20 protein-coding genes and 2 pseudogenes are annotated in these 26,182 nt (G+C 71.8%); 14 read left to right on the forward strand and 8 right to left on the reverse strand.

What is annotated here, in order from left to right; all coding sequences use genetic code 11:
- The first annotated feature begins 48 nt into the window (after positions 1–48).
- The 7 genes and pseudogenes from ABD946_RS19900 to ABD946_RS19930 all read left to right on the forward strand — a co-directional run bounded on the left by ABD946_RS19900 (position 49) and on the right by ABD946_RS19930 (position 6,550).
- Positions 49–1,164, forward strand: a complete 1,116-nt coding sequence (locus ABD946_RS19900; protein ID WP_345285424.1) for an AI-2E family transporter — start codon at positions 49–51, stop codon at positions 1,162–1,164.
- Between the two features lie 30 nt (positions 1,165–1,194).
- Positions 1,195–2,166, forward strand: coding sequence for an alpha/beta hydrolase (locus tag ABD946_RS19905; protein ID WP_345285426.1), 972 nt, complete (start codon positions 1,195–1,197; stop codon positions 2,164–2,166).
- Between the two features lie 65 nt (positions 2,167–2,231).
- Complete coding sequence (locus tag ABD946_RS19910; RefSeq protein WP_380150066.1) at positions 2,232–3,017, forward strand: spermidine synthase; 786 nt, start codon at positions 2,232–2,234, stop codon at positions 3,015–3,017.
- A gap of 255 nt (positions 3,018–3,272) precedes the next feature.
- Positions 3,273–4,058, forward strand: a complete 786-nt coding sequence (locus ABD946_RS19915; RefSeq protein WP_345285429.1) for a class I SAM-dependent methyltransferase — start codon at positions 3,273–3,275, stop codon at positions 4,056–4,058.
- 150 nt (positions 4,059–4,208) lie between these two features.
- Positions 4,209–4,872, forward strand: a pseudogene (locus ABD946_RS19920) (DedA family protein).
- A 119-nt stretch (positions 4,873–4,991) separates the two neighbouring features.
- Positions 4,992–5,660 carry an O-methyltransferase gene (locus ABD946_RS19925; protein ID WP_345285430.1) on the forward strand — a complete coding sequence of 223 codons (669 nt, stop codon included), beginning with the start codon at positions 4,992–4,994 and terminating at the stop codon, positions 5,658–5,660.
- 5 nt (positions 5,661–5,665) lie between these two features.
- A complete protein-coding gene (locus ABD946_RS19930) occupies positions 5,666–6,550 on the forward strand; it encodes a Gfo/Idh/MocA family protein (RefSeq protein WP_345285431.1) in 885 nt (294 codons plus the stop codon).
- 86 nt (positions 6,551–6,636) lie between these two features.
- On the opposite strand, the gene ABD946_RS19935 is transcribed toward ABD946_RS19930, so the two are convergent.
- The 4 genes from ABD946_RS19935 to ABD946_RS19950 form a co-directional block, all read right to left on the reverse strand.
- Entirely contained in the window at positions 6,637–7,152 is a 516-nt protein-coding gene (locus ABD946_RS19935) for a GNAT family N-acetyltransferase (protein WP_345285433.1), read from the reverse strand.
- 86 nt (positions 7,153–7,238) lie between these two features.
- A complete protein-coding gene (locus ABD946_RS19940) occupies positions 7,239–9,263 on the reverse strand; it encodes a glycosyl hydrolase family 28-related protein (RefSeq protein ID WP_345285435.1) in 2,025 nt (674 codons plus the stop codon).
- A gap of 124 nt (positions 9,264–9,387) precedes the next feature.
- Positions 9,388–11,598, reverse strand: a complete 2,211-nt coding sequence (locus ABD946_RS19945; protein ID WP_345285437.1) for a DUF7927 domain-containing protein — start codon at positions 11,596–11,598, stop codon at positions 9,388–9,390.
- A gap of 149 nt (positions 11,599–11,747) precedes the next feature.
- Complete coding sequence (locus ABD946_RS19950) at positions 11,748–12,788, reverse strand: hypothetical protein (RefSeq protein WP_345285439.1); 1,041 nt, start codon at positions 12,786–12,788, stop codon at positions 11,748–11,750.
- 211 nt (positions 12,789–12,999) lie between these two features.
- Here ABD946_RS19950 and ABD946_RS19955 point away from each other — a divergent pair, with 211 nt between their 5' ends.
- Positions 13,000–14,370, forward strand: coding sequence for an erythromycin esterase family protein (locus ABD946_RS19955; protein WP_345285441.1), 1,371 nt, complete (start codon positions 13,000–13,002; stop codon positions 14,368–14,370).
- A 102-nt stretch (positions 14,371–14,472) separates the two neighbouring features.
- Entirely contained in the window at positions 14,473–14,892 is a 420-nt protein-coding gene (locus ABD946_RS19960; RefSeq protein ID WP_345285443.1) for a DUF4259 domain-containing protein, read from the forward strand.
- 34 nt (positions 14,893–14,926) lie between these two features.
- Here ABD946_RS19960 and ABD946_RS19965 read toward each other — a convergent pair whose 3' ends face one another.
- Positions 14,927–15,460, reverse strand: a complete 534-nt coding sequence (locus ABD946_RS19965) for an SMI1/KNR4 family protein (RefSeq protein WP_345285445.1) — start codon at positions 15,458–15,460, stop codon at positions 14,927–14,929.
- 576 nt (positions 15,461–16,036) lie between these two features.
- Here ABD946_RS19965 and ABD946_RS19970 point away from each other — a divergent pair.
- The 5 genes and pseudogenes from ABD946_RS19970 to ABD946_RS19990 form a co-directional block, all read left to right on the forward strand.
- A pseudogene (locus tag ABD946_RS19970) lies at positions 16,037–16,468 on the forward strand (IS5 family transposase); the annotation flags it as partial.
- Between the two features lie 515 nt (positions 16,469–16,983).
- On the forward strand, positions 16,984–17,520 hold the full coding sequence (locus ABD946_RS19975; RefSeq protein WP_345285447.1) for a hypothetical protein: 537 nt from the start codon (positions 16,984–16,986) through the stop codon (positions 17,518–17,520).
- 88 nt (positions 17,521–17,608) lie between these two features.
- Entirely contained in the window at positions 17,609–18,889 is a 1,281-nt protein-coding gene (locus ABD946_RS19980) for a VanZ family protein (RefSeq protein WP_345285449.1), read from the forward strand.
- A gap of 344 nt (positions 18,890–19,233) precedes the next feature.
- On the forward strand, positions 19,234–19,887 hold the full coding sequence (locus ABD946_RS19985) for a hypothetical protein (protein ID WP_345285451.1): 654 nt from the start codon (positions 19,234–19,236) through the stop codon (positions 19,885–19,887).
- A gap of 52 nt (positions 19,888–19,939) precedes the next feature.
- Positions 19,940–20,398, forward strand: coding sequence for a hypothetical protein (locus ABD946_RS19990; RefSeq protein WP_345285453.1), 459 nt, complete (start codon positions 19,940–19,942; stop codon positions 20,396–20,398).
- Positions 20,399–20,739: 341 nt separating this feature from the next.
- Here ABD946_RS19990 and ABD946_RS19995 read toward each other — a convergent pair whose 3' ends face one another.
- The 3 genes from ABD946_RS19995 to ABD946_RS20005 all read right to left on the reverse strand — a co-directional run bounded on the left by ABD946_RS19995 (position 20,740) and on the right by ABD946_RS20005 (position 24,013).
- A complete protein-coding gene (locus ABD946_RS19995; RefSeq protein ID WP_345285455.1) occupies positions 20,740–22,242 on the reverse strand; it encodes a SulP family inorganic anion transporter in 1,503 nt (500 codons plus the stop codon).
- A 114-nt stretch (positions 22,243–22,356) separates the two neighbouring features.
- Positions 22,357–22,962, reverse strand: coding sequence for a carbonic anhydrase (locus ABD946_RS20000; RefSeq protein WP_345285457.1), 606 nt, complete (start codon positions 22,960–22,962; stop codon positions 22,357–22,359).
- 259 nt (positions 22,963–23,221) lie between these two features.
- Positions 23,222–24,013, reverse strand: a complete 792-nt coding sequence (locus ABD946_RS20005) for a DUF2785 domain-containing protein (RefSeq protein ID WP_345285459.1) — start codon at positions 24,011–24,013, stop codon at positions 23,222–23,224.
- Between the last annotated feature and the right edge of the window lie 2,169 nt (positions 24,014–26,182).

Raw genomic sequence — 26,182 nt, forward strand, 5'->3', positions numbered from 1 at the left:
CCTGTGATCAGATGGACGGATCAGGCACGGGTGGCGGGAGGCGGCGGCATGGCAGTGGAGCCCGGTACCGAGGCGGAGCGGCCGCCCGAGGACTTCCGGCCGCCCTACCTGATGCTCCCGCCGACCGTCCGGGCGGCCGCCGCCTGGTCGGTGGCGGTGGTCCTGTTCATCACCGTGGCCGCCCTGGTCGTCTACGCCCTGGTGGCCCTGCGGGCCGCCACCATCCCGGTGATCCTCTCGCTGCTGGCCACCGCGCTGCTCTACCCCGTGATGCCCTGGCTGGTCCGACGCGGCGTCAAGCGCGGCCTGGCCGCCGCCCTCACCTGCGCGGTGCTGGTGCTGGCGGTCGCCGCCGTGCTCACCCTGCTCACCAACTCCCTGGTGCACAGCGCCCCGCAGATCGCCGCCTCGCTGCGCGAGACCGGCCAGCGGATCGCCGACTGGCTGGGCCCGGCCGGGGAGAAGATCCAGTCCGGCCTCTCCTCGGCGGCCGGCACCGGCAGCACGGTGGTGGGGCAGCTGGCCAACGGGGTGCTCTCCGGCATCGGCGTGCTCACCCAGCTGGTCACCGGCGGGGTGCTGGCGCTCGCCCTGGTCTTCTTCTTCCTCCGGGACGGGCACCGCACCGGGGACGCGGTGCGCGGCGTGCTGCCGGAGCGTCAGGCCGAGCTGGTGATCGCCTGCGGACAGCAGGCCTTCAGCGCGATGGCCGGCTTCATGCGCGGCACCACCCTGATCGCCCTGATCGACGCCACCTTCATCACCATCGGCCTGCTGATCCTCGACGTCCCCGGTGCCCCCGGCCTCGGCGCGCTGGTCTTCATGGGCGCCTACATCCCCTTCGTCGGCGCCTTCCTGTCCGGCACCGTGGCCGTCCTGGTCGCCCTGGCCGACGGCGGGCTGGGCACCGCGATCTGGACCCTCGGCGTGGTGCTCGCGGTCCAGATGATCGAGGGCAACGTCCTCCAGCCGATCATCCAGAGCCGCACCGTCGAGCTGCACCCCGCCACCATCATGATCGCAGTGGTGGCCGGCTCCGGGATCGCCGGCATCCTCGGCGCCCTGCTCGCCGTCCCGGTCTGCGCCGCCGGCCTCGGCATCGTGTCGGTCCTCCGGGGCACCGTCGGCCGGCGCCACCGGGGCGCTAAGGTCGACGACGAGTAGAACCGACGGCCGATCAGGAGCGGGTACGACGTGGAGTTCCGGACCGACACCTTGCTGGGTGCCCCGTACGAGGCGGCCGAGCTGCCGCTGGCCGCCGACGAGGAGGGCGCCGTCAGCGCCACCCTGGTCCGCCGGCTGCTGCCCGGATCGCGGCGCGCGGTGCTGTACGTGCACGGCTACGTGGACTACTTCTTCCAGACCCACCTGGCCGACCACTTCGCCGAGCTCGGGTACTCCTTCTACGCACTCGACCTGCGCAAGTACGGCCGCTCCCTGAGGCCCCATCAGTCGCCGAACTTCATCACCGACCTGGCGGCCTACGACGAGGAGCTGGACGAAGCGGTCCGGATCGTCCGGGAGCAGGACGGCCACACGCGGCTGCTGGTCAACGGCCACTCCACCGGCGGCCTGATCACCGCCCTCTGGGCCTCCCGGCGGGCCGGGCGCGGAGTCGTGGACGGGCTCTTCCTCAACAGCCCCTTCCTCTCCATGCCCGCCGCCCCCGCCGTGCGCACCCTCGGCGCCCCCCTGATCGACGCCGTCGGCCGGGCCTCCGCCACCCGCAAGCTCCCCAGCTCGCTCAACCCGCACTACGTGCACAGCCTGCACCGCGACCACCGCGGCAGCTGGGACTTCGACCTCACCCTCAAGCCCGCCGAGGGCTTCCCGCTCTACGCCGGCTGGCTGGCCGCGATCCAGCGCGGCCACCGCGCCGTCCGGGCCGGGCTCCGGGTCGACTGCCCGGTGCTGCTGATGGCCTCCACCGCCTCCATCAGCACCACCCGCTGGGACCCGGCGCTGCACCGCAGCGACGCCGTGCTGCGCGCCGACGACATCTCCGCGCTCGCCCCCCGCCTCGGACGGCACGTCACCACCGTGCGGATCCCGGACGGCATGCACGACCTGGTGCTCTCCGGCGAGGCCGCCCGGGGGCGGGTCTTCGCCGAGCTGGACCGCTGGCTGGCCGCCTACCTCCCGGCCGACGACGCGGTGCAGGCGTGAGCCTGGTGACCGGGGAGGAGCGGCTGCCGGTCGAGCGGGTCACCGACCTCGGCCGGGCCAAGCTGATGCCCGACCTGGACCACGAGCAGGGCTGGCTGCTCACCCTGGACGGCACCCCGCAGTCGTACGTCGACCTGGCCGACCCGGGCCACCTCGAGTTCGAGTACACCCAGCGGATCGCCCACCTGCTGGACGCCCTCGCCCCCGCCGGTGAGCCCCTCACCGCCCTGCACCTGGGCGGCGGAGCCCTCACCCTGCCCCGCTACCTGGACGCCACCCGGCCCGGCTCGACGCAGCGGGTGGTGGAGGTGGACGGCCCGCTGGTGGAGCTGATCGGCAGTCAGCTGCCCTGGCCCGCCTCGATCGAGGTGACCGTCGGCGACGCCCGCGAGGCGCTCGCCGCAGCCGCCCCGGGCGCCGCCGACGTGGTGGTGGCGGACGTCTTCCACGGCTCCCGCACCCCCGCCCGGCTCACCTCGGTCGAGTTCGTCCGGCTGGCCGCCGCCGCCCTGGCCCCCGGCGGCTGCTACGCCGCCAACCTCGCCGACGGCCCGCCGCTGGCCTTCGCCAAGGCCCAGGCGGCCACCCTGCGCGCGGTCTTCCCGCACGTCTGCCTGGCCGCCGAGCCCTCCGTGCTGCGTGGACGCCGCTACGGCAACGTCCTGCTGATCGGCTCCGACCGGCCGCTGCCCGAGGCCGAACTGACCCGGCGGCTGGCCGCCGACGTCTTCCCGGCCCGGCTCTGCCCCCAGGACGAACTGACTCGCCTGGTCGGCCGCACCGCCCCGGTCACGGACGCGGACGCCACCGACTCGCCGCCCCCGCCCGAGGGGGCCTTCAGCATCGGCTGACGGGGCGGCCGGTCGGCTCGCTCGGCTCGTCCTGACGGACCGTCGGGCGGCCGGGTCGGAGGTGGCGGCCGGGGCCGGCGCAGCCGCGTGACGTCGGCGGGGCGGCTCGCTCGGGGGCGCGCCGGCGGGCGGTCGGAAGGACGGGCCCGAAGGAGGCGGCTTCCTCCGGCGGAGCCGTGCCGGGTCGGCTGACCGGCCGTCAGCCGCCCGTGGTGTCGGCCCGTCGGTGCGGGCCGGATGCGGCACCCTGAGGAGATGGAACAGCTCTCCGCGATCCCGGAGACCGCGCTGTGGACCCTCCACCACCGCGCGGTGGCGGCCCGTCAGCCCGGCACCGCCTTCCACGACCCCAAGGCCGTGGAACTCACCGAGCGGTTGGACTTCCCCTTCGCCGAGCGCTTCGGCAGCGGCCAGGGCCTGGGCAGCCGGATGCAGCGGCGCCGGGTCGAGCTGGTCGACGGCGAGGTCGCCGACTTCCTGCGGCGCAGTCCGCGCGGCACCGTGGTCTGCCTCGGCGACGGCCTGGAGACCCAGTACTGGCGGGTCGACAACGGCCGGGCCCGCTGGCTCTCGGTCGACCTGCCGGAGGCGGTCGAGCTGCGCGCCCGGCTGCTCCCGCCCGGGCCCCGGCAGCGGCTGCTGCCCTGCTCGGCCACCGACCCGGCCTGGCTGGACGAGGTGGACCCCGAACACGGCGTGATGGTCGTCGCCCAGGGCCTGCTGATGTACCTGCGTCCCGGCGAGGTGGGCGAGCTCTTCGACCGCTGCGCCGAGCGCTTCCCGGGCGGGACGCTGGTCTTCGACTCGATCCCGCACTGGTTCAGCCGGGCCACCCTGCGGGGCGTCTCCCGGAGGGCCGGGTACCGGGTGCCGCCGATGCCCTGGTCGGTCGGCGGCCGTGAGCTGCTGCGCGATCCGCGGACGGTGCCGCTGGCCGCCCGGCACGCCTGGCTGTTCCGGGTGCTGGCGCTGGACCTGCCGGACCGGCGGGCCCGGATCGTCGGCTCGGTCGGCCTGCCGGAGCTGCTCGGCCGGGGCTGACGGCCCGTCCGGGCGAAGGGTCGGCGAGGGCGGGAACCGCCGGGGGCTCCCGTACGTGGGAGTACCCGGGGGACGGGCCGGGTTAGGCTGCCCACGACTTTCTTCGGCACCGCCCACCGGGTGCTGCCCGCCCACGGAGGGATACCGACCTTGCACCTTGACGTATGGCTGGAGAGCGTGCCGCCCAACGCGGTCTACGCCCTGGTCGGAGTGATCATCCTGTTGGAGAGCCTGGGCATCCCGCTGCCCGGCGAGATCGCCCTGGTGACTGCCTCGGTGCTGGCCGCCAGTGGTGTGGTCAATCCCTGGGGCGTGGCGATCTGCGCGATCGTCGGCGCGATCGTCGGCGACTCGATCGGGTACTCGATCGGGCGCAAGGGCGGCAAGCCGCTGTTCGAGAAGGTCGGGAGGAAGTTCCCCAAGCACTTCGGGCCCGACCACCTGGCCACCGCCGAGCGCTCGTTCCAGAAGTGGGGCATGTGGGCGGTCTTCTTCGGCCGCTTCATCGCCCTGCTGCGGATCTTCGCCGGGCCGCTGGCCGGTGCCCTGAAGATGCCGTACTGGAGGTTCCTGATCGCCAACGTGCTCGGCGGCATCGTCTGGGCCGGCGGCACCACCTGGCTGATCTACACGGTCGGCAAGGTCGCCGAGCACTGGCTGAAGTCCTTCTCCTGGGTCGGCCTGATCGTGGCCGCCCTCGGTGGGCGGCCTCTCCGCCCTGATCCTGAAGCGCCGCGCCGCCAAGAACCGCGCCGCCCACCCCGAGACCAGCGGCGGCACCCCCGCCCCGGAGCCGGTGGCCAGCGCCGACTGACCGTCAGCCCCCTCCCCGACCGCCGGGTCCCGTTCGTCGGGCCCGGCGGTCGGCGTTCCGGCGGTCGGCGTTCCCGGCGGTACTAGGCTGACGATCAGTCGACGACCTAGGAGGACCCGGTGGGCCAGGACCAGTGGACCAGGGTGGACGAGTACTTCAGCGAGACCCTGATCGGTGACGACCCGGAGCTGACGGCGGCCCAGGCGGCCGCCGACGCGGCCGGGCTGCCGCAGATCGCGGTGGCGCCCAACCAGGGGCGGATGCTGCAGCTGTTCGCCCGCTCGATCGGGGCGAAGCGGATCCTGGAGGTCGGCACCCTCGGCGGTTACAGCGCCATCTGGCTGGGCCGGGCGCTGCCCGAGGACGGGCGGATGCTCACCCTGGAGCTCGACCCCGCGCACGCCGAGGTGGCCCGGGGCAACCTCGAACGGGCCGGGCTGGCGAAGCGGGTGGAGGTCCGGCTCGGCCGGGCCGCCGACACCCTGGCCGAGCTGGCGGCGGAGGGCGTCGAGCCCTTCGACTTCTTCTTCATCGACGCCGACAAGGTGAGCAACCCCGACTACGTCGCCTGGGCCGTCGACCACTCCCGCCCCGGCACCCTGATCGTGGTCGACAACGTGGTGCGCGGCGGCGCGGTCGCCGACGCGGACTCCACCGACCCGGCCGTGCTCGGCACCCGCCGCCTGCACGAGCAGCTGGCCGCCGAACCCCGGGTCACCGCCACCTCCGTGCAGACCGTCGGCGTCAAGGGCTACGACGGCTTCACCCTGATCCGGGTCGAGCGGTGACCGCCGTGCGGATAGGACTGCTGGGCACCGGCCCCTGGGCGCAGCGGGTGCACGCCCCGGCCCTGGCCGGGCACCCCGAGGTGGAGTTCGCCGGTGTCTGGGGCCGGCGCCCCGCCGCGGCGGCCGAGCTGGCGCAGCCGTACGGCGTGCCGGTCTTCGAGGACGTCGACGAGCTGCTCGCCTCGGTGGACGCGGTCTCCATCGCGCTGCCGCCGGCCGTCCAAGCCGAGTACGCCGTGCGGGCCGCCGAGGCCGGCAAGCACCTGCTGCTCGACAAGTCCGTCGCCCTGACGGTCGACCAGGCGCGGGCGGTGGTCGGGGCCGCCGAGCGCGCCAAGGTCGCCTCCGTGGTCTTCTTCACCCTGCGCTACCACCCCGACATCGCCGACTGGCTCGGCGAACAGGGCGCCCGCGACGGCTGGTTCACCGCCCGCGCGGAGTGGTTCGGCTCGGTCTTCGCCCCCGGCAGCGGCAGCCCGTACGCGGACTCGCCCTGGCGGCGGGAGAAGGGCGCCCTCTGGGACGTCGGCCCGCACGCCCTCTCGGTGCTCCTCCCGGTCCTCGGCGACGGCGAGGTGGTCTCGGCGTCCACCGGCCCCCTGGACACCGTCCACCTGGTGATCCGTCACGCCGCCGGTGCCCTGAGCAACCTGACGCTCAGTCTGACCATGCCGGTCGCGGGTGCGGTGGAGGGCGTGGTTCTGGAGCTGCGCGGCGAGGCCGGCCGCTTCCTGATGCCCGAGCGCCACGAGAGCCCGCAGGAGGCCTACGCCCGCTCGGTCTCGGCGCTGCTGCGCTCGGCGGCGGACGGCACCGCGCACCCCTGCGACGCGGCCTTCGGCCTGCGGGTGGTCGAACTGCTCTCGGACGCCGAGCGGTTGATGCGCTGAGCACCACCGGGGGCCGGCGGCTCGCCGCGCGCCCGCGCCGCGAGCCGCCGACCCCCGCCGACCCCCGCCGGGCTCTGTCCGGTGCCTCAGATGCCGAAGGCCGCCGGGTAGTGGACCAGGCCGGAGGGCAGTGGGTCACCCGGGGTGAGGGCGAGGGCCATCAGGGCCTCGTCGGGGACCTCGATGGAGAGCTTGATGCCGTGCTGGGAGGCGCGCTCGAAGCCGAAGCGCGGGTAGTAGGTGGGGTGGCCGAGGACCACGACGTGGCGCTCGCCCAGGGCGGCGGCCGCGCGGAGGGCGGCGCGGATCGCGGCGGCTCCGGCGCCGGTGCGCTGGTGGGAGGGGAGCACCGCGCAGGGGGCCAGGGCGAGGGCCGGGGTCCCGTCGATGTGACAGCGGGTCAGCAGGGCGTGCCCGACCGGGCGGTCCTCCTCGTCGACGGCGACCAGGGAGAGACCGTCGATCCAGGCGGTGGGGTCGGCGCGCAGGGCGTCGACCAGGTCGGCCTCGCCCGGGGTGTCGAAGGCGGCCAGGTTGATCGCGCGTACGGCGTCGGCGTCGGCCGCGGTCTCGGCGCGGGTGGTCCAGATGGTGGTGCTCATGGTGTCCGAACCTAACCGACCGGGCCCGGAACGGGCGAGGCGCCGCGCCCGGGGTGGGGGTCCCGGGCGCGGCGCTGGGTGCGGGCTCAGCCCCAGGGGGACGGAGCCGGCGGGGTGACCACCGGCGGGCGGTCGTCGCAGGTGATCGTGTTCGGCAGCTCCCAGGGGGCGAGCCAGGGGCCGGTGGTGCCGCCGCCGTCGTTGCCGCCGAGGTCGGTGAGGGCGAACTCGGAGCCGGCCGGGGTGAAGTGGAAGGTGCCGCAGTTGTTGACGCCGACCGCGCCGACGTTGCGGGCGTCCACGTTCTCGAAGGTGGCCGAGCCGGCGGCCCGGGCGCTGAGCACGGAGGTGCCGGTGCCGTCGATCCGCAGGTCCTTGAACTTCAGGCCGTCGATGGAGACCTGGTCCTTGACCGGCCAGTCGGAGACCAGCATCAGGGCGTTGTAGGTGGAGTCCAGCAGGTGGTCACCGGTGACCCGGACGTCGGCGGAGATCGAGCGGTCCAGGGCGTAGAACCAGATCGCGCCCAGCCCGATCTTCCAGTTCAGCTCGTACGTGCCGCCGCGCACCGTGGTGTTGTCGGTGATCAGCAGCTGCCCGGCGAAGGGCTCGGCGCCGAACCGCGAGCCCGCGTGGATGGCGCTGCCCTCGCGGACCGGGTCGGCGACCAGGTTGTTCGAGAGGGTAGTGTCGGTGCCGCCGTAGATCGCGATGCCGTTGGCGAGGACGGGGGACTGCACCGTGTTGTGGTCGAAGACGTTGCGCGCGTTCGCGGTCTTCTCCGACCACATCGCCAGGCCGTCGTCGCCGGTGTTGCGGACGAAGTTGTCGGCGACCACGGAGTCCGTCACGGCGGTGTGGAAGTTGAGGCCGTCGGCGATCTGGTCGGCGATGACGTTCCCGGTCACCTTCAGCCGGGCCATCGGACCGTCCAGCCAGAGTCCGACCTTGGTGTGGTGCAGGTAGAGGCCGGAGACGGTGGAGTCGCTGAGCGCGCCGCCGATCGCGTTGACCTGGTCGGTGTCGATCCGCTCGCGGACGTCGCCCTCGATCGCGAAGCCGGACAGGTGCACGTTGCGGCTGCCGCCCTCGGCGGCGCTCTTGCCGTACAGGCCGACGCCGGTGTGCACCGAGCCGTCCGGGGCGGGCTGCGGGAGGGTGGTCTGACGCCCCTTCAGCACGGTGTACCAGCTGCCGGCGCCGACGACGGTGACGTCGTCCACGGTGATGTGCCGGTTGACCTGGTAGGTGCCCGGCGGCAGGTAGACCTTGAGGCGGCTGCGCTGGGCGAAGGCGATGGCGCGCTCGATCGCGGGCGCCGAGTCGCGGCGGCCGGTCGGGTCGGCGCCGAAGGCCAGCACGTTGGCGGCGAAGGGCTCGACGTGCGGGGCGCCGACCAGTTGGGAGTCCAGCAGGTCGACGACGGTCCACTCGGCGGCGTTCGCGGTGCGGGGGACGGTCAGGCGGACCACGTCGCCGGCCTTGTACCGCTTGCCGAGCAGCAGTCGCTGCTCGTCGTAGAAGTGGCTGGGCCGGAACGGCTTGTCGACCACCGGAGCCGGGGTGGTGGCGGCCGGGACGCAGCCGCACTCGGTGATCCACCAGTCGGGGTGCAGGAGTTCGGCCTGCGGGTCGTTGGAGAACGGGTACTGGTTGTAGAGCCAGGAGTACTCGGAGGTCAGCGTCATGGTGCGGCGGTCCTTGCCGTTGACGGTGACGTCCAGCGGGCTGGTGATGCCGCCGCCCCGGGGCGCGTCCGGGATGCTGTAGCGGACGGTGATCGCGTCGGCCGCCGCGGGGAGGGTGAACTCCACGTACTGACCCGGGGTCAGCTTCACCGCCTGCCTGCCGCTGGCCTCGGAGGGCAGCGTGTAGGCGGTGCGGTCGGGCCCGATCCGGGTGCCGGTGGTGACGGCCGACTCGGCCTCCTGCTCGGCGAAGGGGACCCGGGCGCCGCGCCCCTCGGTGAGTGCGGGGGCCAGCCCGGCGCGGGTGAGCACGGGGGACGGGGCGGTCGCCGGGGCGGCGTCGGCGGTGCCGCCGAGCAGCGGGCTGAACAGGAGCAGCGTCGCGGAGAGCGGTGTGACCGCCCTGCGGAGGTTCCGGGCCATCAGGTGCCTGTCTCTGGAGGGGGATTGGCACGTGACAGTAGGGCCTCCACAGGGGAGTCCACAAGATTCTTGCGCTGGATTGTTTCAGTTATGCGCTCCAGGCGTCACATTTTTGCGCATCGGGTCAGCTGCGGCGGCCGCGGCGGGAGAGGCGGAACAGGACGAATCCGGAGATCAGGGTGACGGCGGCCGTCAGCGTGGCGAGCGCGACGCCGGCGCCGGTGTGCGGGAGCAGGCCGCCCTGGTCCGGGGCCGGGCTGGGGGAGGGGTCGGGCGAGTGCGACGGGTCCGCAGTCGGGCTGCCGCTCGGGTCCGGGGTGGGGCTGGCGCTCGGGGAGGGGCTGGGCGAGGGGTGGTCCACCACGACCGTGGCCGTGCAGGCCGGGTCGGTGGAGCCGCTCGGGCAGTTGCCGCCGGCCCGGTCGGCCACCGCCGTGTTGACCAGGGAGCCGTCACCGGCCGCAGGCTGACGGACGGTCACGCCGTAGGTGATGGTGGTCCTCGCCGCCGGGGCGAGGCCGCCGGTCCAGCTCAGCACCGGGGCCCGGTAGGACACCTGGCCGGTGGAGGCGGTGGCGTCGCCGCCGTACTCGGCGTCGTCCAGCACCTCGGTCAGGTCGTCGGTGAGGGTGAGCCTGTCGATCGCCACCGTGCCGGTGTTCTCCACCGTCACGGTGTAGGTCACCTTGTCGCCCGGCTCGGCGTCGGCCTTGTCGGCGGTCTTGGTGACGGCGTACTGCGGGGCGGCGGTCACGGTGTTGCGCACCGTGTTGCTGTCGCGCTGCTGGGTGCGGCCGGTCTGGGCGCCGGTGAAGGAGACCGAGCTGGTGTTGTCCAGCTTGGTCCCGGCGGTGGTCGCCGGGTCGACGGTTGCCTTGAAGGAGATCGTGGTGGTGGCGCCCGGTGCCAGGTCGGGGACCTGGCAGGTGACGGTCCGGCCGCCGGCCGCGCAGTCCGGGTTGGACCCGACGACGAAGCTCGCCCCGGCCGGGAGCTCGTCGGTCAGCTCGATGCCGGTGGCGGTGTCCAGGTCCGCGCTGGTGCCGTCGCGGTGCTGGTTGGCCACGGTGAAGGAGTAGGTCACCTGGCCGCCGGCCTGGACCAGCCCGGGCGGGTTGTCGTCGGTGGTGCCCGCCGGGTCGTTGGCCTTGGTGATCCGCAGGTCCGGCTCGACCGCCTCCAGGGCCAGCCAGACCGCCTGCGGGTGGAGGGCGTCGCCGTCACCGTTGATCCGCAGCACCGCCTGGGTGCTGCCGGCCGGCAGCTTGCCGGTGATGTCGATGATCCGGGCGTCGTAGCCCAGGTTGTTCACCGGGTTCGGGGTCCGGTCGGTGAGGTTGGTGCCGGTGCCGTCGGCGGCCACGCGGTCGATCCGGCCGGTGAAGGCGTTGTCGTCCACCACCTGGCCGCTCGGGGTGGGCATCATCAGCTTGGTGAGCGAGGAGGGGTCGGCGCCGACTTCCAGTGAGTCGCCCGCGATCGGGGTGTCGCCGTCGCCGACCGTCACGCCCATGGTGGCGGCCGGGGCCTTGGCGGCGGAGGTCCGGATGCCCGAAAGGGTCAGCGTGGCGGCCGAGTTGGGTGGGCGCACCAGCTGGTAGCCGTCCCAGACCTGGAGGTAGCGCAGCGGCTCGGCCGCGTTCTCGTACGCCACCACCAGGGACCAGCCGCCCCAGCAGCCGACGTTCTGGCCGCCGTAGTCGGCGGTGGAGGAGCGGCCCTGGCAGGCCTGGATGTCGGCCACCGTGTAGGAACCCGAACCGGCCGCGCTCACCAGGTCGGTGACGTCCTTGACGCCGGCGTGGGCGGTGATCGGCTTCGGCGGGTTGCCGCCGGTCTGCTGGTCGAACCAGTCGTAGGTGTCGGCGGTCAGCCGCTGGTAGTCGGCCGCCCCCGGCACCTTGAGCTCCACCTGGTTCGCCTTGCTCACGTCGCCGGAGGTGGAGGTGACGCTGGTGCCGTCCGGGTTGAGCTGCCAGTACAGCCGGGCCGAGAGCACCTTGGAGCCCGGAGGGACCGTCAGGGTCGCGGCGGAGGCGGTGTTCCCGGGGGCGGCCGGGTCGGACTTCACCCACTTGGTCCGGCCGTTGTTGTAGCTGTTGTCGTTGCACTCGTCGCCCTGGCTGTCGTCGCAGGCGAGCACCGAGTTGGAGGCCATCGTCAGGTTGCCGTGCGCCAGCAGGGTGACCGCGGGGTCCGGGCCGATCGGGCGCTGGGTGCCCGCGCCGCGGGGCCGGGCCTGGTTCGACTGCGGGGCCGGCCCGGCGGCGACGGTGGCGATGGCGGCGACGGCCATGGCGACCAGGATGCGGGTGCGGGCACGTGGGCGCTGCACTGGTTCCTCCGTGTATGGGGGGTCTGTCCGCCGCTGATCATGGCAGTGGGGATCATGAACGGGCAGAAACCATTACACGTGACCTGGATCGCACTAAACGGACATTGCGGTTGTCGGCGTGGCGCGCGAGTGTCCGGGCGGTGTTCGGCTCACGCGCCGCCGATCGGGGCGAGGCCCGGGAAGAGGTCCTGCCAGCGGTAGCGCGGGGAGTGCAGGTGCCAGTACGCGAAGCCGGTCAGGTACCTGTCCAGGTGCGGTCGTTGGGCATCGGTGGCGAGGGCGAGGATGCGCCGGCGGGCGGCCTCGCCGCTCTCGGAGGTGCGGCGGTGGACGGTGAGGTAGGGGACGCCCTTGCGCACGGCCTGGCGGTGGAGGCGGCCGGCCAGGAAGTCCGGCGTGTCCACCGCCTCCTTGTAGCAGGAGAGCACGTCGTTGACGTCGTTGAGGAAGTCCACGCCGGAGCTCAGGGCGGCGGCCCAGAAGGCGCGGTGGCGGTCAGCGCCTAGGCAGGGATCGGTGAACTGCAGCATGGCGAACCAGAATTGGGAGAATCCGTTGTAGGCACGGACGAAGTCGCTGTCCAGGCCGTCGGTGGCGTCCGGGCGGAACTCGGCCTCCATCAGGAGGCCGGTGAGCGCGTTGTGGAAGAAGCTCTTGAGGACGGCCAGCACGGTCGGTTCGCAGTGCGGCGCCAGCTGCTCGAACATGTGGCCGACGTAGCGGGTCTCGGGGGTGGTGACGGGCTCTCCTGGCAGCAGGCCGGCCCGCAGCAGGGCCCCCGCCCCCGCGGGGTCGCGGCAGCAGACGTCGTCGGTGTTGGTGGTGAACACCCAGACGCGGTCCACCGCGAGGGCCAGTGCGGCGTCGGCCAGGGGCACCATCAGCGCGCGCATGTGCGTGATGTGGCGGACGGTGGCGGCGGGCAGCGCGACGCCGAAGGCCGCCAGCTCGGCGGTCAGCGTCCGCGCGTCGGCGTCGGCCTGGGCGAGGTCCGGGGGCGGGTCGAAGGCGTACGCGTCGGTGCGGGCGATCTCCCGCTCGATCGCCCCGGAGTCCAGCACGCTCGCGATCATCGCGCGGTGGGCCGGGTCGGGGATGGCGGCCAGGCCGCGGTGCGGTGTGCGGCGCAGGGTGTCCAGGCCGGGTGGGTGTGGGTGCCTGGGGGTCTGCGCGGGGGCGGTCGGTTGCACGGGAACTGCCTCCTCTGGGTCGGCCCCTGACTTCCCGTGGGGCGCGCTCGAACAAACCGCGGGCAAGGGTGATGTCCGGAAGGGCAGACGGCGGTGGGGGTGACCCCCGGCGGAAGAGGGCGGACAGCGGGAGGGCGGTGGCACGCGACCCCGGGACAAGATCGCTCCAGCGGTCCCGAGGGGCGGGGCCGACGGCTGGAGGGTGTGCGGCATGACGGAGCGTGGGATGCGGTTCGGGCGGCGGCGGTTGCTGGTCGCGGCCGGTGCGGGGGCGGCCGCGCTGGCGGTGGGGACCCGGGCCTCGGCGGCGGCATCGGCCGAGCCCGCGGGTGCGGCCGAGGAGCGGTTGGCGCGGGCGCTGGAACGCGGGGCCCAGCCGCTGACCACGACCGAGCCGGGCGGACGGACGGGAGACCTGCGGGCGCTCGGGGCGATGATCGGCGGCGCCAAGGTGGTCGGGCTCGGCGAGGCGACGCACGGGTCGCACGAGTTCTTCGCGATGAAGGAGCGGGTGTTCCGCCACCTGGTGGAGGAGAAGGACTTCACCACCTTCGCCCTGGAGATGAGCTGGACCGCCGGCCTGCGGATCGACTCCTACGTACGGGGCGAGACGGGCGGCGACGCGGTGCGGCTGGTCCGCGAGGAGTTCGGCGGATCGCCGTGGGAGCGGGCCGAGTTCGCGAGCCTGATCGGCTGGATGCGGGCGTACAACCTCCGGTCGCCCGGGCGGCCGCTGCGCTTCGTGGGCGACGACATCGGCGCTCCCCGCCTGGGCGACGACGTCTTCCGGCGGGTGCTCGACCACCTGCGGGGTACCGCGCCCTCGGCGGCCGCGAGGGTGGAGGCGCTGTACGCCGTGCTGCGCCCGCTGGACGACGCCTTCAGCTACCTCGGGCGGCCGGTCGCCGAACGGCGGGCGGACGCGGCCCGGGCTGCGGAGGCACTCGCCTTGGTGGCCCGCTCCGGCGGCGGCGAGGCCGGCGCCTGGGCCGAGCAGCACGCCCGGGTGATCGCCCGGACCTTCGAGTTCCTCTCCCTGGACGTCACCGACCCGGCCGCCGTCACCGCCGCCGAACTGCTCCGCGACCGCACCATGGCGGAGAACACCGCCTGGTGGCAGCGGACGGTCGGCGGCCGGGTCCTCGTCTCCGCGCACAACGGCCACGTCGGCTACCTGGCCACCGACCCCGCCATGTACCCGAAGACCCAGGGCGCCTTCCTCCGCGACACCCTCGGCCGCGACTACTGCGCGATCGGCTTCACCTTCGCCGGCGGCTCCTTCCTCACCAAGGACTCCTCCCTCGGCAGCCACGACTGGAAGACCGTCACCGTCCCCGCCGCCGCCCCCGGCAGCAACGAACACCTCCTCGACCTGGTCCGCCACCGCGACTACTACCTCGACCTCCGCCCCCTCCCCACCCCGGCCCGCCGCTGGCTCGACACCGCCCGCCCCACCTACGACGCCGGCTCCGAGTACCACCCCGACCCGGCCCCGACCCTCGCCCTCGGCCGCGCCTACGACCTCCTGATCCACCTCCACCGCGTCCGCACCGCCGACCGCCTCCCGGCCCGGACGGCCTGATCCCCCGTCAGGCCCGCGCGGCGGCGACCGCTCCGCCACGACCAGGGCATCGGTGGCTCACACTTGATCACGTCGGTTCGGCGCGTTGTGGAGGTGGAGGGCATGGGAAGCTGGGGCCCCGGTCCGTTCGAGGACGATTCCGCTCTGGACTTCGTGGACGACCTGCGGGAGCTGCCCGCCGAGGAGGTCGCGGCGGAGATCGAGCGCGCCGTTCGTTCGGTTGCCGAGGAGACGGAGTACGTCGAGTACGCGGAGGGCGTGTCGGCAGTGGCGGCGGCGGCCCTGCTCTCCGGCAGGTACCGCGAGGAGTTGGGAGAGTATCCGGCGGGGGTACCCGTACCGACCCCTGAACTTGCCGAACTCGCACTGCGAGCCGTCGAGCGGGCACATTCGGGCGGCAGTCACCTGTGGGAGCTGCGCGTTGAGAGCGGGACGTACCGCGAGGACTGGAAGGCCCTCGCTCCCGTGCGGGCGGCGCTCCTCCAAGTGGCCACACCGACTCAGTCCGACTCGCTGTTCTGAACGGTGCTCGGGGCCCGGGACCAGGGCCGTCATCTCACCATCGGTAGTACTCGGGTCGGATCACGGGCAGTCCCCATGGTTCCAGCGCGCCGCTGATCAGGTCGGCGAGGAACTGCACCAGCCCGCCGGTGTAGTGCCACCAGTCACCGTTGCGTGAGGCGACCGTGACCGTCCACTCGTGCGGGCCTGCCGCGTTGGTGCTCCACAGGAAGAAGTCGCCCTGGTTCGAGCTGCCCCAGGGGAGCAGGCCGCCCGGGGCGGGGTACGGGGTCAGTGGGATGACGGGGTCGTCGTCCTCGCACCACTCCATGACGATCTCCAAGTCCTCCTGGAGCGCCTGCGGCCAGTCCTGCTCGCGACCGGCCGCGGGGTAGTGGACGGACAGGAAGTCGCCGAGCACGAAGGTGGGGTAGAGCTCGCAGAGCCGCTTGTAGTCGGCGGGGAGTGAAGCTCCGAGTGCGCCTTCGAGTGCTGGCCAGTCGAAGGTCTGAGGCACCGTGAGGCGAAGTGCGCTGAAGCCGGGCACGGCACGCTCGAGTTCCGCGATCGCCTCGTCGGGGTCGGTCATACGGCGGTGCGGTGCCTGGATACCGATGCGATCGTCCACCGGCTCAGCTTGTCGTTCAACTCTGAGCCGCTGGTGGGCTGGGTCAGCTGGAGGTTCGGGGCTCGACACTTTCATCGTTCAACAGCTCGGTGACGCGTGCAACGAAGCGGCTCAGGACTGCAAGTGGGAGCTGGTGGTCCGTGTCGAAGTGGACGAGGGGCGGAATCTCCTCGTCCTTCTGGTGGGTGGTGACGGTGACAAGGGCTGGGCCGGGGATGCGGACGGCTTCGGTGGGTGTGGTCGTCCATTGGGCCGGAGTCGGACGAGCTTCACTGAGCTCGAAGTACCTCGTCCCATCTGCTACGTGGGTCGTCTGTAGGCAGAAGTGCTCGCCGTCATGCTCCCAGGTTTCCAAGGCCATTCCGGGATCTTGTCACACGGGTGCCTCGGCAGTCCGCCTTGGCTTCGTCCTGTGCTTGTGGTGGGCGGGCCGGGCGTACGCCTCGCCGATGGCGAGGACTCTGCCCGCTTCGTAGCGGGCAGCGGGCTGCTTGTTCTTCACAGGCCCGTCGGGGCGGCCCAAAACTGGGCTGAGCCCCGGTCGACCGTGCCCGGCCCGGCTCGAAGCACCACGCCCTCACCGACGCCGGTGGCACCCCGCTCGCCATCACCCTGACCGGCGGCAACACGCACGACGTCACCCAACTGCTGCCCCTGCTCGACGCCATACCCCACATCCGGGGCGCCACCGGCCGTCCCCGGCAACTGTTCGCCGACCGGGGCTACGACTACGACAAGTACCGCCGACTGCTGTGGAAGCACGGCATCAAACCGGTCATTGCCCGCCGTGGGATCCCGCACGGCTCCGTCCCGGGCACGGTCCGCTGGGTCGTCGAGTGCACCAATGCCTGGATCCATGGCTTCCGACGCCTACGCATCCGTTGGGACATTCGCGACGACATCCACGAGGCATTCCTCAAACTCGCCTGCTGCATCATCACCTACAGGCGAGTCCAAGCATTGTGTTAGCTCCTCTCACCAGCTCCGTGTAGGCGGTTGCGGCGCCTACCGCGTTCGCCGCCTCTCCCTGCCATCGGGCGAGGTCGTGCCCTGGTCGACCACCTCTCCGGCAGCCAGTGGAGCGCCACGGTCGAGCCCTTTGGCAAGACCGTCCACGCCGACCTGTGCACCCGCCCGCCCGGCCTGACCCGCACCACTGGCGACGGGAGCATGACAACAGCAGGCATCCATTCGTTACATCACTGTTATGTGACGCTCCGAAGTAGCTGCATCCGGAACGTGCTGGAAACCTGATGCCAAGGGCAGGTGAGCAGTTACTTTAGGTGATGGCCAAGTAGGGGATTCCCGGCAGAAGCGGGACGAGGGGGGCCAACTGATTTCGCTTGCTCGGGTGGAGTGCATACGGAAGGCTCAAGGCGTGCCGGGCCGCGCAAGCTGTCAGGCCTCAATCTGTGGGCTGGGGGGTCCGCGCTGCAACGCGGAGCCCCCCTCCTCGCCATCTTGATGCGCTTTGGGAGGACATCATGACGAAGACCGCTGCCCCGATGGGCGGGGTGCGTACGACGATGGTACGGCTCGGTATCGCCGCTGTGCTGGCGGCTGCTCCGGTCGCGACCGCCGTCGACGCCCAGGCCGCCCCGGCTCAGAAGGGCAACCACCAGCTGAACCTGCCCTCGACGGGTGGTGCGGCTGCCCAGATCAACGACGGCACCGCCACCTCCACCGCCACTGGCGGCGTCCAGCCCCTGGTCAGCACCTCGCTGAGCAGCGGCACCCTCTACTTCTGGTCCGAGAACGGTGCGAAGCACGGCCAGTCCTACTACTCGGCGCTCACGGCCATCCAGTACCAGAAGAAGTCGGGCGGCCAGATCATCGCCCGGTTCGCGTACGAGGAGGGTGGCAACACCCACTGGGACCAAGGCGCGTTCACCCAGAACGCCGGTGAGACCAAGAGCTTCAACTGGGGCTTCGCTCCGCTGCCGGCGAACTGCAGCGCGATCGGCAAGATGTGGGTCTCCGGGCAGCAGACCTTCCAGACCCCGCCGGACCACCCCTGCTGAGCCTGACACGCTGACCTTGCCCCGGGGTGGCTGCGAGCGCGGCTCGCAGCCACCCCGGGGCACTACCCGACCGCGTCCCGGAAGACCGATGATCGAAGCGATTTTCTCCTCAGCTCCCGCGCTCGTCCCCGTCTTCGCCGTCCTTGGCCTCATCTTCGGGATGGTGGCTCTGCGGCAGGCTCGGGCCAGACAGTGGCCGCAGGCCGCCGCAGTCCTGTGGGGGCTGTCGCTGGCCGGCGTGGTCGCGGCGACCCTGACACCGACCACCACCGGGTCGTCGGGGCGGACCTGTGCGATCGGGAGCGGGGTGTGGGAAACCGCCACCACCCAGCAGGGGCTGATGAACATCGCCCTGTTCGTGCCTCTCGCCTTCTTCGCCGCGGTGGTCCTGCGCCGGCCGCTGACCGTGCTCGCGGCGTGCACGGTTCTCTCCGCTGTCACCGAGCTCTGCCAAACCCTGCTGGGCACCGGCCGCTCCTGTGACGGCGCGGACTTCATCGACAACGCGCTCGGCGCGCTCGTCGGCACTGTCGCCGCGGTCGTCTGGTCGTGGCTCCGCTCCCACAAGGCAGGGTTCGGGCGCCGAGACGTCCTTCGCGGTCTCACGGTCGCCGGCGTCGGCCTGGCCGCGGTCACGACCGTGGTCTGGCTGTGGGTACCGCTTCACCGCGACGCGGCCGGCTTCGGCGCGACCTCTTCGTCCGACGAGATCGAAGTCCCCCAGCGCGTCGCCGAGCGGCTCTTCGGCCCCGGTACCCTGCTGCAGAACACCCGCCTGACCGCCACCCCCGAGGACCCTCCGCAGCAGGTCCTCGAGGCCACCACCGACCGCGGACAGTTCCGCATCGACTGGCCCACCGGGCGTCTGCTCATCAGCGCCTCGGCCAACAGCCAGATCGACCCCGGTCCGCTCACCAAGGACCAGGTCCTCAAGGTCGGCACGGACTTCGCGGCCACCTGGTTCCCCGAGCTCACCCAGGCATCGACCTCCACCCTGACCTCAACCGACAGCGCGGGTGGCGCCTACATGCTCACCTACCGCCGGTACAACGCCGACAACGTCCTGATGCCGATGCGCCTGGACATCACCGTCTCCACCTCCGGCAGGGTCATGGCGTCATCCGCACGCTGGGACGCCGACCCCCAACTGCCACACTCCACCGTCAACGCCGACACCGCCAAGCGTCAGGCTGTATCAGCCCACCCCGGCTCCCGCGCCGACACCACGTTCCTCCTGGCCAAGAAGATCGACGGCCAGTGGCGGCCGTGTTGGGCGGTCAACATCGTCAAGCCCGGGGAGACACAGGCCACCGGAACTGTCGAGTTCGTGGACGCCGTTACCGGCAGAGCGGTGGCGACGCGGGGCTGACCACCGGCACGGTGCCGACCGGCCGACGCGCTCCAGGTAGCTGCCACCGGTCAGCGCCCGCCGCGGGGTCCCGCACGGCTCCGGCCCGGGCACGGTCCGCTGGGTCGTCGAGTGCACCAACGCAGTGTTGCACCGTCAGACGGTCTCGCAGAGCACCTCGTTGTACAAGCTCGGCGCGGATTCGCGGACGGGCCACGTGGTCGGAGGCCCCGGTGGCGGCGTGCTCAGGGGTACGCTCGGGGTCGCCTGTCCCGGCACGAACTGCCCCGCGGTGAGCGGGCCGCCGTCGGCGACCGGGCGACCTACGTCGGGCGAGTCAGCCGTCGCAATACCACGGAGCGCAGATGAAGCTACCGATCGTCGTACACCGAGCCCGCTCGGGAGCCGACGAGTTCAGGGTCATCCGGCCCGCTCTGCCGCTGACCCGTGCGGTCCTCGTCGACCACGACCGGTACCTGGACGCCTATCTGGACCAGGACGCCGCCCGCAGCATCGCCGGACTGTGGATGCTCGCGGCCCGTTCGCCGCGTTCGCTGATCCACCTCCCCCTGCGGGCCAACCACCCGCCGGCCCGGGAGGTGCAGGAGGACGCCGGCCGCCGGCTCGACCTCGTCCTCCTGCACCACTCGCTCCAGTTCGCCCCCTCACGATGGAAGGAGCTCCGAGGCCGTCTCGGCCCCGGTCGGCCGCAGACCGCGAGCCTGCCCGAGGAGGAGCACGACGACGGTGCGGCGATCGACTACGCGGCCCGTCACCACCGGGAGAACCGCGACCTGTTCCACCAGCACCTCCATGCCGAGACGCTGTTCATGACCGGCAGCGCGAAGGTGTTCCGGGAGACTGCGCGGCACTTCCTCGATGTGGCACGCGAGGGACCGGGCCACGTCCCGGTCCATCCCGGCCACTCTCACTTCTGCACCGAGCTGCACTCCAACGACGGCGTCCTCGGCGACGCCCGCGAGATCCACATCGAGTACTGCGACCAGTGGGGCTCATGAACTGTGCTGGTGAGTAGGGGCGGTCGGCCCTCAGTGCTCGATCGCGGTGCGGATGGCGGCGAACAGGCGGGCGGCCTCCGGCGGGGTGGTGGCGGGGAGGAGGGCGACACCGGCGGTGGTGGTGTCGGACCAGCCGCAGATGACGTCGGTGGGGCCGGTACGGGCCGGGAGGCTCAGGCATTCGAGGGAGCCGCCGAGCGGGCCGGGCGCGTACGGTTCGGCGGTGGTGGGGGTCGCCGGTGGAGCCGGTCCCGAGGGCGTAGTCGATCAGGCCGCGCCAGAGGTGCTCGCGGCGCTTGTTCGGGTCCTCGGGGACGTTGTCCACGGCGAGGACGAGGATCCGGCGGGCGGAGGGCTTGCCGGGGCGGTCGTACTCGGCCTGGACGAACTGCATGCCGTCGACCATCTCCCCGGGGTCGACCGGTACGTCGGTCAGGGTGCCCGGGCCGGTGGCGAGGGTGAGGCCGCCGGCGGTGGGGGCCTCGGTGACCTTACGGGGCCCGGCCGGTGAGGGCTTGGCGGTCGTCGGAGCGGTGGTCGGGGAGGGGGACGGCGGGGGAGCGACAGGGGCAGTGGCGGTGGAGGAGGGTGCGGGGGCGGGTTCGGGGACGCAGGCGGTGAGGGGGAGGGCGAGGGCGGCGGTGGCGAGGAGGAAGACGGTTCTGCGGTACACGGTGCGGTGAACTCCCCGGTGCGGTGGGTGTGTCCGGGCTGCTGACCCGGTGCCCAGAGGGTACGGGCGACGGGTCAGCGCCGGGGAGTCGATCGCGGATGTGGGACACCGTCAGGACCTGACGGTGACACAGGTGCCCGGGGTCGGTGCCGCCGAGGCCCCGGGCACCTGAGGGGCCGTCAGACGGACGCCGGGATGCGGACCACCGCCGTGGCGCCCTCGGTGCGGTTGTGGCGGTCCTCCCAGGTCTCCAGCGCCGTGCGGCAGGCGTGGTCGAGGTGCCGCAGGGCGGTGAGGTCCAGGTGGACGGGGCGGTCGGTGGGGAGGCGTTCGAGTGCTTCGAGGAGCCGGGGGAGGCGGAGGAAGGTGGCGTTGCCGGAGAGGGCGACGTGTATCGGGCCGTCCGCTCCGCGGTCCGCGACCTCGACCTGGAGGTGGGAGGTGTCCCAGGCGGACTTGAGGACGGAGAGCAGCAGGCCGAGCAGGACGCCCTCGAAGAGGTTGGTCGCCACGATCGCGACGGCGGTGACGACCAGGATGAGCGCCTCGTGCCGGTGCGAACGCCACAGTGGCACCAGGGACTTGACCGGGATGAGCTTGGCTCCGGCGTGCACCAGGACTCCGGCCAGGGCGGCCAGCGGGATGACGGTGAGGGCGGCGGGGATCAGGGCGGCGAAGAGCAGCAGCCAGAGGCCGTGCAGGACGCGGGAGGCCTTGGTGCGGGCGCCGGCCTGGACGTTGGCGGCGCTGCGGACGATGACGGCGGTCATCGGGAGGGCGCCGAGCAGGCCGCAGACGGTGTTGCCGGCGCCCTGGGCGAGCAGCTCCTTGTCGTACTGGGTGCGGGGGCCGTCGTGCAGGCGGTCGACGGCGGCGGCGCTGAACAGGCTCTCGGCGGAGGCGATCAGCGCGAAGGCCAGCACCGTCCCGAGGGCGGCGACGCTGCCGAGGGCGGCCAGGGAGGACGAGTCCGGCAGGCTGATCACCCCGGCCAGCCCGGCGACGTCGACCTTGGCGACGGGCAGGGAGAGCAGCGCCGTGACGGCGGTGGCTCCGGCGACGGCGGCGAGCGGGGCGGGGAGGGTGCGGAAGGGGCCGGGCAGCTTGGGCCACAGGACCAGCACCGCCACCGTGCCCGCGCCGATCGCGGCGGCGGTGAGCGAGGCGCGGGAGGAGAGCGCGTCGGTGGCCAGGCCCGGGAGCCCGGCCAGCTTGGAGAGGCCGTCGGCGGGGGCCTTGAGGTCGGCCATCGCGTAGAGCTGACCGGCGATCAGGACCAGGCCGATCCCGGCCAGCATGCCCTGGACCACCGAGACCGAGATGGCCCGGAAGAGGCGGCCGAGGCGGGCGGCGCCCATGGCGAGTTGGAGCAGCCCGGCGGCGGCGGTGATCACGCCGAGGGTGCCGAGGCCGTGCTCCTGCACCGCGCCGTACACCAGCACGGTGAGGCCGGCGGCGGGGCCGGAGACCTGGAGGCTGCTGCCGGGGAGCAGGCCGGTCAGCAGACCGCCCACGATGCCGGTGACCAGGCCGAGTTCGGCGGGGACGCCGGAGGCCACGGCCACGCCGACGCAGAGCGGCAGCGCGACCAGGAAGACGACCAGGGAGGCGGGTAAGTCCGCCTTGAGGGAGGCGAGTTGGGAGGTGCGCACGGGCGGCGCGGTTTCGTGATGACGGGGCATCGGGTCCTCGGGTCCTCGTGAGGGTGTACGGACGGGGCGGGAGGGCCTGGGTGGGGCGGTGGAACAGTGGAGAGGTGGAGGGGTGGAGCGGTGGAACAGGGCTTCTGGGCGGGTCTAGAGCGGCAGGAAGAGGCCGCTCTCGGGGCGGTGCGAGAGCACCAGGCCGGTGTGGATCTCGTAGAACCAGCCGTGCAGTCTGATCCGGCCCTCCGTCAGGCGGCGGGTGATGGACGGGTAGGCGCGCAGGCGGTCGAGCTGGGCCAGGACGTGGCGTTGGACGGGGCCGGCCACGGTCGGGTCGAAGACCTCGGCCTCGTCGCCGGAGCGCAGGACCTGGTGGTCGGCGGTGCGCAGCCAGGCGTCCACGGCCGGGACCACGCTGAGGTCGTCGCCGCGCACCACGGCGCCGACGGCGCCGCAGTGCGAGTGGCCGCAGACCACGACGTCGCGCACGCCGAGCACTTCGACGGCGTACTCGATGGTGGCGGTCTCGCCGGAGGTGGCGTCGGGGTGGTGGGCCGGGACGATGTTGCCCGCGGTGCGCAGTTCGAACAGGTCGCCGGGGTCGGCGCCGGTGATCAGGCTGGGGACCACCCGGGAGTCGGAGCAGGTGATGAAGAGCGCCTGCGGAGCCTGGCCGGCGGCGAGGCCGGTGAGCTCGCGGCCGGCGTCACCGGCTCGCTGGGGGAAGGCCCGGGCGCGGTCGATGAGCGGTTCCAAGAGGGTGGCCTCCTTCGGCTGGAACGGGCATGGCGGAGGAACGCCGGCTCACCAACGGTGGAGCCGTGGTGACTCGACGTTACGTCAAGACTCAGTAAAGCACGAGTATGTACCGGTCAAAGTCACGGGAAGCGGAGGAGGTGTGCCCGTGTGGTTAACATCTTGTTGCCGGGCATGGCGGGAGCCGTGCGCAGGACGGAAAAAGCCGGTCCGCACAGGGAGTTGACGCCCCGTCGGACCGGCTCCGATGGCCGAGGCGTCAGCGCCGGACCATCCGGTCCAGCGCGTCGGCGAGTGCCGCCTTCACGGCCTCGGGGTGCGTGAGGGTGCGCGGCGGTGCCTCGCTCCGGGCGCGTACGCCCCTGTCCGCCAGCACGTAGAGCAGGCGCAGGGTGCGCAGGCAGTTGGAGAACTCCGCGGCGACGGGCGTGGCGAGGGTGTCCGACCCGAAGTGCTCGGCCGGCGGGGCCAGCCAGCCGATCGCCTGGGACTCCGTCAGATCGGGGCGGGTGAGCACCCGGCCGACCGCGCGGGCGAGGCGGTCGTCCTCCAGCTGGTCCCAGACGTGTGCGGTCGGCGCCGTCAGCCGGGCGGCCGCCAGGGCGAGCATCCGCTCCGGCGCCACCTCCGGGTGCAGGCCGAAGGTGGCGAGCAGGTCGGCGCCGTGCGCGACGGCGTGCAGCCAGCCCAACTCGGCGTCGTGGCCGCGCAGGTCGTGCTCGGCCGGGTACCAGCGCTCGAAGGCCGCCACCCACTCGGGTGCGAAGTCCCCCGCCTCCACCAGCATGTCCAGCACCAGCGGGGCGAAGGTGTGGGCCTGCACCCGAGGGTCCTGGAAGCGGGAGGCCATCCGGTCGCCGAGCGCGCGCCGCAGCGGTGCCGGGATGACGCTCCGGGAGATCCAGGCGGACAGCACGGCGTACGGCGCGCCGTCCCGGACGGCGGGGTCGGGGTCGGCCAGCGCGGCCGCGAGCAGGGGCACCAGCTCGTCCATGGTGCGGTCGGTGGGAACGGCGGAGTCGGCCGCCTCGGTCAGGCTCCAGTCGATCATGGCGGGGAGGGTATGCGGGCCGCGCCCCACGAGGCCCGCGCATTACGGCACCGGGCCGCCGGGGTGACGGAGGGTCAAGGTGCTGAACGTCACTCCCTGGGGGGGGGGGGAGGGGGGGGAAGAGGGAGGGAGGGGGGGGGGGGGGGGGGAGAGGAGGTTGGGGGGGGGGGGGGGATTAAAAACAAGAGAAGGGGGGGGGGAAGATCAGGGAAAAAAAAAAAGAAAAAAAAAAAAAGGGGGGAGGGAGAGAAGTGGAAAAAAAAAAAAAAAAATAAAGTAAATAAAAAAAATAAAAAATCTGGCTGCTTTAGCTTATTCGTTGGACTCCTTAGGGCGGAAGGCGCGTGCATCGCGCTGAGACTCGTGGGAGGGCAACCCTATGACAATGCTGCATACAGCGCCTCCTGCGGAGGGATGCGCCCGGCGTGGCCGTGCCTCGGCGACTGCTATCTAGAGCGCGCCGCTGCCGCGGAATCGGCGTGCAGTACCGACGGTGCTGACCACGGGCCTAAGAAAGGGAAAAGAGGGGAAGGAGCAAAAAAGGGAAAGAGGAGAACCATCAGCACCTCTCGTTGATGTCGGCGTCGACGCCGGACGGCACCGCGTCAGCCCTCACTACCATCCTGTCCCCGGCCGTGATCGGTCCGGGGAGTCGCACTGCTGGGGCGTCTCCTCGTCTCACGCTGACGGAGTGAGTCCGCCGCCGGGCTGAATCGAGTCTGTCCCTGACGCCGCGCTCACCATAAAAAAAAAAAAAGATAAAGCTACAGCTCCCAACTGCTGGGGGCAGGCTAGCCCTTGGGTTTCCGTGGTTGGCCTGGTTCTCCCGAAGCGATCGAGGCATTCTCTCAGGCGCGGCTGCGTCGACTTGGGAAGCGGGGTGCGCGAGGCTGGTGCGGGCAGACATCCGGCAGGAAATGCGCACGAGGTCGAGTACCTCACGGCCGGAAAGAAGTCTCACATTGTGCGTCGGGCCGTAGGGCACTTAAAGAAGGTGAAACAGAGTGTGTGGCGGCCGACGATCCGGCGCCGGTGACCTCGTGCAAGAAGTTGGAAGTGACAGTAGGTATCAGTCCTAGCGCTGGTGATCTGTAGCCGCCTCGCGGGCGGAAGCGTGGTACATCCGCTCATGCTGTGATGGGCGGGTCAGCGTTCCGCGTGATGGGTGTTGGATCAGTGAAGGTTGGGAAACGCCTAGCTGGTCAGTGATCCTCTGGGACGGTTAGTGAACGCTTGGCATGTCTACCGCGCATCGGCTATCCGGTATCTATCCGACTCTGGGCCGCGATTCATCCTGACCTGAAAACGGACTGCTGCGGCCTGTAATATCGTCCTGGGTAGCTGGCAGTCTACATGGTTCGACGATCTCGTTCTGCTAGCCCTGCGTCGAGTCGTGCTCTGGCGCCGTTATTATAAGCGCGTCATGATCCTTGGCGGACTGTCTGGCGCACTGCTTCAGAGCAGCAGTCGTGAGTTCGTCGGCCGACCGCGTTCCGAGATCGCGTCATCCTGCTCCTGCTTGATGCATCGGAAGAAACCTCTGGAGTAGCATAGACCAGCCACCGATCTGGCAGCCTTACCTCAGAGCCATACGCAAGGGGATACGTCCATGAGCGGAAAGCCGCCGGATCGTGGACTTTCGCGTTTCTAAGCGCCTGGCCATCGCGAGTGATGGCACTGGTGTCTAGCTAGTGCGGCTGGGGCCCGTGGCGGTGGCGCGCCACCCGTGTGCTGCTCGTCGCGCGTCGTCACCTGTGATCTCCTTCCATCTGGGTATCGGCAGCATATAGGCGTGGGCATCTGCGACCTCGGTCGGCTCTGCAACCGTGGGGGACGCCCGAGTCATCCTCTCCATAGCATTCCTGGTGCTGGAGACGCTTGGCGATTGGGAGGTGCTTAAGTTTTCTACTCTGAGCGCCATGCCCTTCAACCGCCCGTGTTGGCCGTGGGGTGCCGGGGGTGGCTGTCGCGGGGGGCGGTCATCTTACGCGCTTCGTCTCAGTGTCGCTGGCCAGCGAACGCGGGGGGGCGGTGCCGCTTCGTCGCGCCTGCACGGCTAAGCGAGGCGAGCTGTGATCTCAAAGGTACGTGCGGCATTCGTCTGCGTGTCACGTACGACCGTGGAGGAAGGGGGCTGGCTGCTATGAGTGAGCTGTGTGGTGTCTCGCT

The organism is Kitasatospora albolonga (assembly GCF_039535905.1).
GTDB classification, from domain to species: Bacteria; Actinomycetota; Actinomycetes; order Streptomycetales; family Streptomycetaceae; genus Kitasatospora; species Kitasatospora albolonga.

Coding starts and splice junctions, on each gene's coding strand:
- ABD946_RS19980 (WP_345285449.1), top strand. CDS start 17,609: ATGATCGAAGCGATTTTCTCCTCAGCTCCCGCGCTCGTCCCCGTCTTC.
- ABD946_RS20005 (WP_345285459.1), bottom strand. CDS start 24,013: ATGATCGACTGGAGCCTGACCGAGGCGGCCGACTCCGCCGTTCCCACC.
- ABD946_RS19900 (WP_345285424.1), top strand. CDS start 49: ATGGCAGTGGAGCCCGGTACCGAGGCGGAGCGGCCGCCCGAGGACTTC.
- ABD946_RS19915 (WP_345285429.1), top strand. CDS start 3,273: ATGGAACAGCTCTCCGCGATCCCGGAGACCGCGCTGTGGACCCTCCAC.
- ABD946_RS19935 (WP_345285433.1), bottom strand. CDS start 7,152: ATGAGCACCACCATCTGGACCACCCGCGCCGAGACCGCGGCCGACGCC.
- ABD946_RS19910 (WP_380150066.1), top strand. CDS start 2,232: ATGCCCGACCTGGACCACGAGCAGGGCTGGCTGCTCACCCTGGACGGC.
- ABD946_RS19955 (WP_345285441.1), top strand. CDS start 13,000: ATGACGGAGCGTGGGATGCGGTTCGGGCGGCGGCGGTTGCTGGTCGCG.
- ABD946_RS19985 (WP_345285451.1), top strand. CDS start 19,234: ATGAAGCTACCGATCGTCGTACACCGAGCCCGCTCGGGAGCCGACGAG.
- ABD946_RS19990 (WP_345285453.1), top strand. CDS start 19,940: ATGGCGGCGAACAGGCGGGCGGCCTCCGGCGGGGTGGTGGCGGGGAGG.
- ABD946_RS19960 (WP_345285443.1), top strand. CDS start 14,473: ATGGGAAGCTGGGGCCCCGGTCCGTTCGAGGACGATTCCGCTCTGGAC.
- ABD946_RS19975 (WP_345285447.1), top strand. CDS start 16,984: ATGACGAAGACCGCTGCCCCGATGGGCGGGGTGCGTACGACGATGGTA.
- ABD946_RS19965 (WP_345285445.1), bottom strand. CDS start 15,460: ATGACCGACCCCGACGAGGCGATCGCGGAACTCGAGCGTGCCGTGCCC.
- ABD946_RS19995 (WP_345285455.1), bottom strand. CDS start 22,242: ATGCCCCGTCATCACGAAACCGCGCCGCCCGTGCGCACCTCCCAACTC.
- ABD946_RS19940 (WP_345285435.1), bottom strand. CDS start 9,263: ATGGCCCGGAACCTCCGCAGGGCGGTCACACCGCTCTCCGCGACGCTG.